This is a genomic window from Geomonas sp. (assembly GCF_056994735.1).
In genome coordinates, this window is the sequence record NZ_JBXKJL010000454.1 from 1 (window position 1) to 10043 (window position 10043).

General features: G+C 58.3%; 8 protein-coding genes. 5 read left to right on the plus strand and 3 right to left on the minus strand.

Annotation, left to right across the window (positions count from 1 at the left end):
- The 4 genes from AC11W3_RS19450 to AC11W3_RS19465 form a co-directional block, all read left to right on the plus strand.
- On the plus strand, window positions 1–944 hold a 944-nt coding region (locus AC11W3_RS19450; protein WP_484093596.1), incomplete at its 5' end, for a hypothetical protein.
- Window positions 945–955: 11 nt separating this feature from the next.
- The gene (locus AC11W3_RS19455) at window positions 956–1240 is read left to right on the plus strand and encodes a YcgN family cysteine cluster protein (protein WP_484089628.1); all 285 of its coding nucleotides are present in this window, start codon (window positions 956–958) and stop codon (window positions 1238–1240) included.
- A gap of 120 nt (window positions 1241–1360) precedes the next feature.
- On the plus strand, window positions 1361–2617 hold the full coding sequence (locus tag AC11W3_RS19460; protein WP_484089629.1) for a DUF6178 family protein: 1257 nt from the start codon (window positions 1361–1363) through the stop codon (window positions 2615–2617).
- 476 nt (window positions 2618–3093) lie between these two features.
- Window positions 3094–4338: a carboxypeptidase regulatory-like domain-containing protein gene (locus tag AC11W3_RS19465; protein ID WP_484089630.1), complete on the plus strand. Its 1245-nt coding sequence runs from the start codon at window positions 3094–3096 to the stop codon at window positions 4336–4338.
- 176 nt (window positions 4339–4514) lie between these two features.
- On the opposite strand, the gene AC11W3_RS19470 is transcribed toward AC11W3_RS19465, so the two are convergent.
- Window positions 4515–6023, minus strand: a complete 1509-nt coding sequence (locus AC11W3_RS19470) for a catalase (RefSeq protein WP_484093597.1) — start codon at window positions 6021–6023, stop codon at window positions 4515–4517.
- Window positions 6024–6549: 526 nt separating this feature from the next.
- On the opposite strand from AC11W3_RS19470, the gene AC11W3_RS19475 reads away from it, so the two are divergent.
- Entirely contained in the window at window positions 6550–7770 is a 1221-nt protein-coding gene (locus AC11W3_RS19475) for an ATP-binding protein (RefSeq protein WP_484089632.1), read from the plus strand.
- Here AC11W3_RS19475 and mtaB read toward each other — a convergent pair.
- Together mtaB and cysE are read right to left on the minus strand one after the other, a co-directional pair.
- The gene (gene mtaB / locus AC11W3_RS19480) at window positions 7760–9070 is read right to left on the minus strand and encodes a tRNA (N(6)-L-threonylcarbamoyladenosine(37)-C(2))-methylthiotransferase MtaB (protein ID WP_484089633.1); all 1311 of its coding nucleotides are present in this window, start codon (window positions 9068–9070) and stop codon (window positions 7760–7762) included. The genes AC11W3_RS19475 and mtaB overlap by 11 nt on opposite strands.
- A 210-nt stretch (window positions 9071–9280) precedes the next feature.
- Window positions 9281–9964 (minus strand): serine O-acetyltransferase, encoded by a 684-nt coding sequence (cysE, locus tag AC11W3_RS19485; RefSeq protein WP_484089634.1) that lies wholly within the window; start codon window positions 9962–9964, stop codon window positions 9281–9283.
- Between the last annotated feature and the right edge of the window lie 79 nt (window positions 9965–10043).

A 10043-nucleotide genomic window follows, 5' to 3' on the forward strand; every position in this document is an offset into this window, starting at 1 on the left:
TCCGCGACAGAAGGACCATTATGAGTTCCATACTAAAAGCCCTTGAAAAGGTTGAGGAATCGCAGGCCGCCAAGCGCAGTGGTGGGCCCAGCGGCCTCGTGAAGTCCAAACAGCGTCGGCCCGCCTGGGTCCTTCCTGCGGGAGTGCTGGGGGGCGCGGCGATCGCGACTCTTATCACCTATGCCGCGATGGGCGGCTTCAGTAATGGTCACCAGAAACCCGCGGAGCAGAACGTCGCCGTCTTGTCAGTGCGTCCCGCTGCTGTTGCTGTAACAGCCCCGGTGACTGTGAAGGCTGCGGCGTCCCCGGCAACCTCAACGCCTTCTGCTGCTGAAAAATCGGCCCTTTCGGCGCCTGCAGCTTCTGCCGGTCCGGCCAAAGGAGTCCCTACAACTGCTGCCACCAAAGTCGCTGCAGCTCCGCCGAAGAAGACCCACGCCGGCAACGCTGCTGCTCAGAATAAGAAAGTCGCAGCCGCCAAGACTAAGAAAGTGACGACAGCTCAAGCCAAAAAGGCTGCCGCAGTTGCCGCCAAAAAGGTTGCCGCAGCCAACGCAAAAATAGCGACCACAGCTTCGGCCAAGAAGGGCGTTGCCGCAGTTCCGTCCAGGACAGCCCAGGTGATCCCGCCTCCCCCTGTGGTGCGTCCCGCCGCCGCGCGCCCCGCACCGGTCCCGGCCGCACCATTGCAGGCTGCTCCGGTCAAACAGGTTGCCAAGACGGTTGCCCCCCCGCCGGTCCCCCTGGAGAAGAAATCGGAGGTACGGGTAACGGGGATAGCCTGGCAAAACGACAGCGAGTCCAGCGCGGCCATCGTCAACGGACGGATGGTCCAGCATGGCGCGACAGTAGACGGCTACAAGGTCGAGCGGATATTTGAGGACAAGGTGAGGTTCTCCGGCAAGAACGGAACCGTTGAGGTGCCGCTCGGCGGCGGCCAGTGAGGTAATAATCGATGCCGGATCTCCAATTTGAGCGGGAAGAGTGGGAGGGGCTGTGCGAGCAGTGCGGCCTCTGCTGCTTCGAAAAGATAGAGGACGAAGACGGGAGAATTCTCTTCACCTCGACACCCTGCCGGTATCTCGATATTTCCAGCAGGCGCTGCAAGATCTACAAGAAACGGTTCAAGATCAACCCCGAATGTGTACAGCTGACGCCGGAACTGGTGAAGAATCTGAAATGGCTTCATCGCACCTGTGGGTACAAGAAGGCGCTGGCAAAAAAGAAAACTGACCAATAGTCATCCTCGCAGCCTCCATTCCCTTGTAGGAGCGGCATCCCTGCCGCGAGTCTCCGTTTCACTATTACCCTATCAGGACGGCGTGTGCTTGCGAGGACACAGCAGACAGGAGTTATTGAAGTGTCGATAGTCGAAAAGAAAAACGCATCGGTGATACTTTCGGAAAAGGTGTTCAACGCCCTTTCCTTTGATGAAAAGCGCAATTACCTCAAGACCAGGTCGGCCAAGGAGCAGATGGACCTTATCGTGACCGATCCTGATGCCAGGAGGCTTACGGCCTCCATGGAGCCGCAGGAGTTCTTCTGGCTCATGAAGGAAATCGGCGAAACCGACGCCGTTGAGTTGCTGGAGCTCGCTTCCCCGGAGCAGTGCGTCTTCATCCTGGACATGGAGCTTTGGGAAGGGTGGAACTTCTCCCACGACAAGGCCGTTCACTGGCTGACCTATTTCGTGGAAGGCGGCGAACCGAGGGTTCATGAGCTTCTCAAACACCTCGATTTCGAGTTCCTGCAGCTCTTGCTGGGCCGCGAGTTGATCGTTGGGGGCGGCATCGGTGACCAGTCCAACGATGAGGAAAGGCTGGCAGATTACGACCACACCTTCGACGGCGTCTTCATGCTGACCTTCAAGAACCCCAAGCACAGCCAGTTGATCGGGACCTTCCTGTCGATGCTCGTCAAACTGGATAACCCGCTCTATGTCGCACTGATGGAAGGGATAAAGGGAGACGTAGATCTCGAGTTGGAGGAGCAGTGCCAGCGGTTCAGGGCCGGCCGGTTGGAGGACCTCGGTTTCCCGCCGCTCGAGGAGGCGCTCTCCATCTATGGCAGGGTGAACCCGGCGAACTTCGAGGTCTACGGAGACAAGCAGCTCTCCCTGGCAGGAGAGGGGGGCGAATTGGTCCCCATCGTCCCGCGTGAGGAGACCCTATTCTTCAGGGCACTGGCCGTGGCCGATTCCCAGACGCTGTTGCAGGAGCTGAACTATCTGATCAACAGCGCGTTGGTTGCAGAGGGGACCGCCATCAAGGATCCAGAAGCGATGGGTGGCATAGTCGACAGAGTCACCGGCTATCTCAACATCGCACTCGAAAAGCTCGTTGGAAACGACGGGCAGAAGGCGGCCTCGCTGCTATTGGGAGAGTCTTTGAAGCGGTTGTTCCAACTCGGCTTCAGCATCGTGCTGGAGCTCCACTTTGCCGCCCGCGACGCACAAAGCACCGACTACGCCACCGGCAAATTATTGGCCGGTCTCAAGGGAAGACGTCCCCGTTACTACCGCGGCCTCGACCCCGACGGCGTCGACGCCTACCGCGAGTTCAGAGACATGTCCGACGTCAACCGCACTGCCGACCTGTTGAGCCAGCTTCAGGTATAATCATCACCTTGGCCATCACCAACTGCTTGTAAGGCTCCGAGAACCCATGCCATGGCTTCTCGGAGTTTTTTTATCCAGGCCGTTCAAAGCCGTCGTCCCTGCAGTCCTTAGGTAATAAAGTTCTCACACCCACGTCCCCTACCCCTAAGAAGTCGTTTACGTGAAACACCTGACTTGCTTTCCTTAGCTTCCCCAAACTCAATGAACTTAAGAATGAGCCTGAATCCTCCTGGCTCAACGACAGAAAGTGAGCACTCTGTGTTACCTGTGACTGTGCGGGGGGGGGGCGGGGTAACCGGCGTCTCTGTGCTGCCATGAAAGCTGGTCACTTCAGTGCTTCAAACTCTGGCGTCCTATTGACTTGGCTACTTTTTATTGTCACTAGCGAATCTTGACTTGCGTCATTTAAGAGATAGATTGGGAATTGTTAATCTATCTGATGATAACGTTGCAAGCGGCCTCAAGGAGGTAGTGAAATGAAGAGCGGGTTCCGAAGGTTTTGGACAATGCTGTTCGGGCTGTCAATGGTTCTCCTGGTAACTGCCTGCAGCGGTTCTGGCGGCAGCAGCGGTTCTGGCCAACCCGCCTCTACAACGGGTGTTCCCTCTACAACGGATCCTCCTACAACGAATCCCCCTACAACGAATCCCCCTACAACGGGTGTTCTGGTGGTCTCGGTGAAGGATGCCCTTACCGCAGCGGAGCTTTCCGGGGTGGCGGTCAATGTCGCCAGTCAGGGGACGACCGTGGCAACCGGCACAACCAATTCCGCCGGTGAACTTTCGCTGTCGGTTACTGGTGCCGGAACAGGCTATGACATAAGGTTCACCAAGACAGGTTATATCCCAAATGACTACAGAAATGTTACGGTCACGCCATCTATCAATAACTTTCTCGCAGCCGTCTTACTAATAGACACCAACCATTCTGGCCCAGGCAATGTCGATGGTACCATAGTAGATGCATTCACCGGTCAAGGCATTTCGGGGCTGTCAATCGCACTGAGGGCGGGGATCAATGTGACTGCCGGAGGCACGGTAGTCTCAGGTACGACCTCGTCAGGCGGCGCGTTCTCCTTCTCCGCGCTGCCTGCGGGCAATTACACCGCTGAAGTTTCAGGGCAGGGATACGCGACCGCGTTCTTCACGATAACTTCCATCGGAGGGGTGACCACCGCAAACCAGAACTATTCTCTTACTCCGATACTCCAGGCAGGAGAGACACGCATAGTGCTTTCCTGGGGGCAGTCCCCGTCTGACCTTGATTCACACCTGACCGGTCCTGACCCGAATGGCGGGAGGTTCCATACCTACTATGACAGCAAAACTTTCTCTTCCGGCAGTACTCTGGTCGCCAACCTTGATCTCGATGACACTACAAGTTACGGCCCCGAGACTACGACCATCTACAGCCAATCAAGTGGACTCTACAGGTTCTCGGTACACGATTTTTCCAACAAGGAGTCTACAAGCAGTACTGCGTTGGCAGATTCTGGCGCTAAAGTGATAGTCTACCGTGGCTCCAGTATCATTGCGACCTACAACGTTCCCAGCGGCATCGGAACACTGTGGACCGTTTTCGAGTTGAATGGCGACACTCTCACACCGGTCAATACGATGACCAACGTCTCCGCCCCCACGGCTGTGCCGAAGCTCGCGCCTGAAGCGGGCTTCATTACGGCAACGGATGCCGAATGGTTGAGGAGGCTGCCGGCTAAATAACTCGTTTCGGCTACGCGCCGCTTGGAGGTAAGCCGCCCAGGTCTGAAAATAAAGAGGTGGTGTGGAGGAGGAAAGGGCCGCACCCGACGCTGGAAATCAGCGTTGTGGTGCGGCCCTTACTTTTTCACCGTCCGCTTTTTAGCTAGATCAGGCCGTGCGCGTCCATGGCCACCTTTCTATCCTCTGGTAACCCTTGCTCGCTCATCCTGGGACATCTGCGCCAGCGCCTCGACCTCCCTCAGGTCAATCCTAAGCCCCTCCGCCACGCGGCGGCCATAATCCGGATCGGCCTTGTAAAAGAGTGCCGTCTGCCGGAACTGGATCCGTTTCTGCACCTTACCGAGATGATCCACGATGTTGCCGATGAGGTGGTCCCGATCCAGGTCGCTCATGACGTTACGGTAGAGGTTGCCGGACTGCACGAAGTCGTCATTGGGATGACGAAAAGAATGGCGCCCCGCCTGGCCGGTTAGTTCGAAGGGGGGCTCGCCGGCGCTGGCATCTGGTTCCGGTCCGCCGAAGCTGTTGGGCCAGTAGTTGGGGCCCGCGCCTCCATTAGCATCGACCCGCATAAAGCCGTCGCGCTGATAGCTGTTTTCCATGGCGTTTCTGGGCGAGTTGACCGGGATGAGGTGGTAATTGGGTCCCAGGCGGTGAATATGGGTGTCGTGATAGGAAAATACCCTGGACTGGAGCATCTTGTCCGGTGACACTGCTATGCCGGGCACCACGTTGCCGGGACTGAATGCGGCCTGCTCCACCTCGGCGAAATAGTTCAGTGGATTGCGGTCAAGCACCAGTTTGCCGACCTTTATGGGAGGGGCCTCGCTGTGGGGCCAGACCTTGGTGATGTCGAAGAGGTCCCATGGGAAATTCCTGGCCTGCTCCTGCGTGAGAATTTGCATCTCCAGGGTCCAGGAGGGATTTTCCCCACGTTCGATGGCCTGGTAGAGATCACGGGTGGCGTGATTGGGGTCCTCGCCAGCAAGCCGCGCCGCATCCTGCCGGGTCAGGTTTTGGATCCCCTGGTCGGTTTTCAGATGGTACTGCACCCAAAAGAACTCCCCCTTGGCGTTATACCACTTGTAGGTATGGCTGCTGTAACCGTTCATGTGGCGATAATCGGCGGGGGTGCCTCGGTCGGAGAAGAGGATGGTGACCTGGTGAATGGACTCTGGCGTAAGGGAGAGGAAATCCCAGAACATGTCGGGATCGGGCAGGTTGGTTGCCGGGTGCCGTTTCTGGGTATGGATGAAATCGGGAAACTTGAGCGGGTCACGGATAAAGAACACGGGAGTGTTGTTGCCGACCAGATCATAGTTTCCTTCTTCGGTATAGAGCTTCAGGGCGAAACCGCGCGGGTCGCGGGCGGAGTCAGCAGAGCCTCGCTCGCCTCCGACGGTGGAAAACCGCACAAAGGCGTCGGTTCTCTTGCCGACTGCCGAAAGAAAGGCGGCCTTGGTGAATCTGGTCACATCCGCGGTGACTTCGAAATATCCATGGGCGCCCGCCCCCTTGGCATGGACTACCCGCTCCGGAATGCGCTCCCTGTCGAAGTGAGCCAACTTCTCAAGAAGATGAACATCCTGCATCAATACCGGTCCGCGTTCGCCTGCCGTGAGGCTGTTCTGATCATCGCCGACAGGGATCCCAAAAGCCGTGGTGTAGGTCCTGCTTTTCTCCATGACAACCTCCTCTTGTTCAGCGCCTTGACTTGGGCCACTTGGTGTCAGCGGTAGCGGGCCGGGGTTCGAAGCCGTAGGTTTACACGGCATCAGGCCATTATACCAGCAACCTTCGTTTTTCCCACGCACACCTCCCTGGCCCAGGGGGAAGGGGGTGGGGGCGGGGTAGGCACGGGTGAAGTTGACCCCCTTCACGGTCGGCTATCAAAAAGGCTATAATTAGAACCGAAGTCGAAAGGGTGCTTCCAATGAAGGAATCGGCTACCTGGCTCTACTCTGAGTGCGTGTTGCAAATCCGGCCTTCATTGGTATCATCTTGAAGATATTTGCTTATGATCCGCGGCTTTTCGGCAATCGTGGAAAGTTTTGCCGAGGGGGTTCCGCGGGGCTTACCACCTGATGCCTCGATTCCCGAATCAGTAAAGCGGGAGGCTGGGCGGGATGGTTGCTGCAGGAGGTGCTGGCGAGAGCGTGCACGATAATGAGCATCCATTCCGGAACTGCGCCAAAGGCTCAGGGGGTAACGATGAAGGTCCTTATCGTTGATGATTCCCGAAGCGACCGCAAGGTCATCCGCTACAACTTCGAGTGGCACGGCTGCGACGTCATCGAAGCTTCCAACGGACATCAGGGCCTGGAGCTGGCTGCTGAGGAAAAACCTGACCTGATCATCTCCGATTGCCTCATGCCCGCCATGGATGGCTTCCAGTTCCTCCGCGAGCTGAAGAAACTCACCGAGCTCAACTCAATCCCCTTCATCTTCTATTCGGCCGTATATACCGGCAGCAACGAAGCGGAACTGGCGCTCTCCATGGGTGCGCAGGCCTTCCTGGAAAAGCCGAAGAGCCCGGATGATCTCTGGGAGGAGGTGGGCCGCATCCTGGCTGCGCACGCGGCCGGGGAGGGGAGCGCTTCGTCACAGGCCCTGAAGGAGGAGGATTTCCTTCGCAACTACAGCCAGGTGGTGGCGTCCAAGCTCGAGGAGAAGGTGAGGGATCTGACGGAGGCCAACGAAAGCCTGACGCGTCTCAATGAGGAGCTTGAGAAGAGGGTAGTAGATCGGACGGCGCAACTCGATACCGCCAACAGAGAACTGGAGATGTTCAGCTATTCCGTTTCACACGACCTGCGCGCACCGCTCAGGCACGTTGACGGCTTCAGCCAGGCCCTTTTCGACGAGTACTCGGAGAAGCTCGATGCGACCGGAAGGCAGTATCTTGACCGCTTGCAGAAATCATGTCGGCGCATGCTGGAGATGATAGACGCCCTGCTTGAGCTGTCACGCCTGGGACGCGGCAAGCTTAGCAAAGACAGTGTCGACCTCAGTGCCATGGTGAAGGAGATCGGAGCGGAACTGGCTCGTAAGGAACCGGAGCGGGAGGTGAAGCTCCAGGTGGCTGAAGGGGCGGTGGTGCGGGGCGATCCCCGGATGCTCAGGATCGTGCTGGAGCACCTGCTTGGCAACGCCTGGAAATTCACGGCGCAGACGAAGGATCCGGTGGTCGAGTTCCTCATCACCGATTGGGACGGCCATGCCGCCTTTGCGGTGAGGGACAACGGCGCGGGGTTCGACGCGAACTATGCGGAGAAACTCTTCGCCCCGTTCCAGAGGCTGCACAGCCAGCAGGAGTTCCCGGGGCTGGGGGTAGGGCTCGCAATTGTAAAGAGGATCATCAGCCGCCATGGCGGAAAGGTCCGGGCCGAAGCCGAGCCGGGCAAGGGCGCTACCTTCACCTTCACTCTTTAGTGCGGGGCTGCTCGCTTAACCTTCCAACCAACTCCCCACCCCTAGAGGCGGTGATCATCACCGTCACCTCGCTGTTGACCAGGCTCTCATTCCCCTCGATCAGCACCGGCAGGTAATTCCTGGAAAGCCCTTTCCTTCCTTCAGCGTCCCTTTGCACCAGAACCTGCAGTTCGCGGCCGACGAAGCCGGCGGCATAGGCACTGAGTTTCCTCAGGGAGAGAAGCCGCAGAGCCTCAGCTCGCTCCTTGATCACCCGGGAGTGGAGCTGGGGCTTCATCTCCGCCGCCGCGGTGCCAGGACGGACGGAGAAGGGGAAGACGTGCAGGTAGGCTAGGGGGAGCGAGTCGATGAAGCGGTAGGCCTCGGTGAATTCCTCGTCTGTTTCCCCGGGGAAACCGGCTATCACGTCGGCGCCGATGCAGATCTCCGGCACGGCCTTGACCAGTGCCTCGACCACGTTGCGATAGAGTCCGGTGGTGTAGCCGCGGTTCATGCGGGAGAGGACGCTGTCGGAGCCGCTTTGCAGCGGGAGGTGCAGATGAGGGCAGACGATCTTGGATGTGGCAAGGAAATCCACCATCTCCTGCGACACCTCGGTCGGCTCCACGGATCCCACCCTCAGTCGCTGCACCAGGGCGCCATCCTCGACCCGGGCAAGGAGCCCGAGCAGATCGGTCGGCTGCGCGAGGTCGAGGCCATAGGCACCCAGGTGTATCCCTGTCAGCACGATCTCCTTGAACCCTTGAGCAACGAAGGAAGAGATCCCCTCCAGAGCCTCATCAGGCGGTACGCTGCGGCTGGCGCCGCGGGCGAAGGGGACTATGCAGTAGGCGCAGCGGGAATCACAGCCGTTTTGAACCTGGAGAAAGGCCCGGGTATGCTCGGCGAAACTCTCCAGGGACGTTCCCTCACCCGATTTCTTTTGCGAAATGTCCGAAACCACCGCCTTGGGCTGATCGTCGATATCTCTCAGGAATCCCACGATATCACGCTTCTCGCTATTGCCGAGGATCAGGTTCACCCCCGGCAGCTTCAGCAGGTCCTCGGCCGCCATCTGTGCGTAGCAGCCGGTGACGACCACGCGGGCCTCCGGGTTCAGGCGTGAGGCGCGTCTGATCAGCCGTCTCGATTCCGCATCGGTCTTGGCGGTGACTGTACAGCTGTTGACCACGTAGATGTCGGCGGGTTCTGAGAAGGGGACCATGCGGTAGCCTTCCTGCTCCAGGGCCTCCGTCATGGCTGCTGATTCGAACTGGTTGATTTTGCAACCGAGGGTAGTGATGGCGATTCGTTTGGTCATGGTTTTCGGTGGTGAGTCCTGTATTGGATAAAAGGAGACCCCCTCCTGTCGGAGAGGGTCCCCCAATCTCGCCCTCGGATGGAGGGGTTTATGTTGTTTAGCTATTTGCGTGCTTCGACAGGCTCAGCACGAACGGTTTCAGTAGTGATGCGACAGCTTTGCCTTTCCTCTGTGTTCCTCAGTGGTAGAGCTTCAGGCTTGGGCTGGGCTTCAGCTGGCGATGCCGGCCTCTACCTTCTTTTTGAGAAGTTCGTGCTCTTTCGCCAGGACGGTGTACTTCCGCTCCAGCTCCCTGATCTGGTCGAAGAGGCAGGAAATGGCTTTGGCTTCAGGGTCCGGCATCTTGCCGTGCTCCAGGTCCATCCGCTCCTGCGGCTTTTCGGTTGCCATCACGACGCGCCCGGGGATGCCCACGACGGTGGAGTTCGCGGGAACTTCCTTGACGACGACGGAGTTGGAGCCGACCTTGCTGTCTTTCCCAACGGTGAAGGGGCCGAGGATCTTGGCGCCGGAGCCGATGACGACGTTGTCCTTCAGGGTAGGGTGGCGCTTGACCTTTTCCCAGCTGACACCGCCCAGGGTCACGCCGTGGTAAAGGGTGACGTTGTTGCCGATCTCGGCGGTTTCCCCGATGACGACGCCCATGCCGTGGTCGATGAAGAACCCTTTGCCAATGGTGGCGCCGGGGTGAATCTCGATGCCGGTGCAGAAGCGTCCGAAGTGGGAGGTCAAGCGGCCGAGGAACCACAGTTCCTTCTTCCAGAACCAGTGCGAGACCCTGTGAAACCACACCGCGTGCAGGCCAGGGTAACAGAAGATCACTTCGAGCGTACTTCTTGCTGCCGGATCTCTGTCAAAGACTGCCTTGATGTCCGATTTCAGTGTTTGGAACATCGGGTACCTCCCCTGGTTTCACGTGCTAGTTCGACCCTACCTGGTTCGTCAGCATTTCGTTCGTAACATACCACACCGT

Excerpts from the sequence above, each read along its gene's own strand:
- cysE (WP_484089634.1), bottom strand. The coding sequence starts at position 9,964 with ATGTTCCAAACACTGAAATCGGACATCAAGGCAGTCTTTGACAGAGAT.
- AC11W3_RS19455 (WP_484089628.1), top strand. The coding sequence starts at position 956 with ATGCCGGATCTCCAATTTGAGCGGGAAGAGTGGGAGGGGCTGTGCGAG.
- mtaB (WP_484089633.1), bottom strand. The coding sequence starts at position 9,070 with ATGACCAAACGAATCGCCATCACTACCCTCGGTTGCAAAATCAACCAG.
- AC11W3_RS19470 (WP_484093597.1), bottom strand. The coding sequence starts at position 6,023 with ATGGAGAAAAGCAGGACCTACACCACGGCTTTTGGGATCCCTGTCGGC.
- AC11W3_RS19465 (WP_484089630.1), top strand. The coding sequence starts at position 3,094 with ATGAAGAGCGGGTTCCGAAGGTTTTGGACAATGCTGTTCGGGCTGTCA.
- AC11W3_RS19475 (WP_484089632.1), top strand. The coding sequence starts at position 6,550 with ATGAAGGTCCTTATCGTTGATGATTCCCGAAGCGACCGCAAGGTCATC.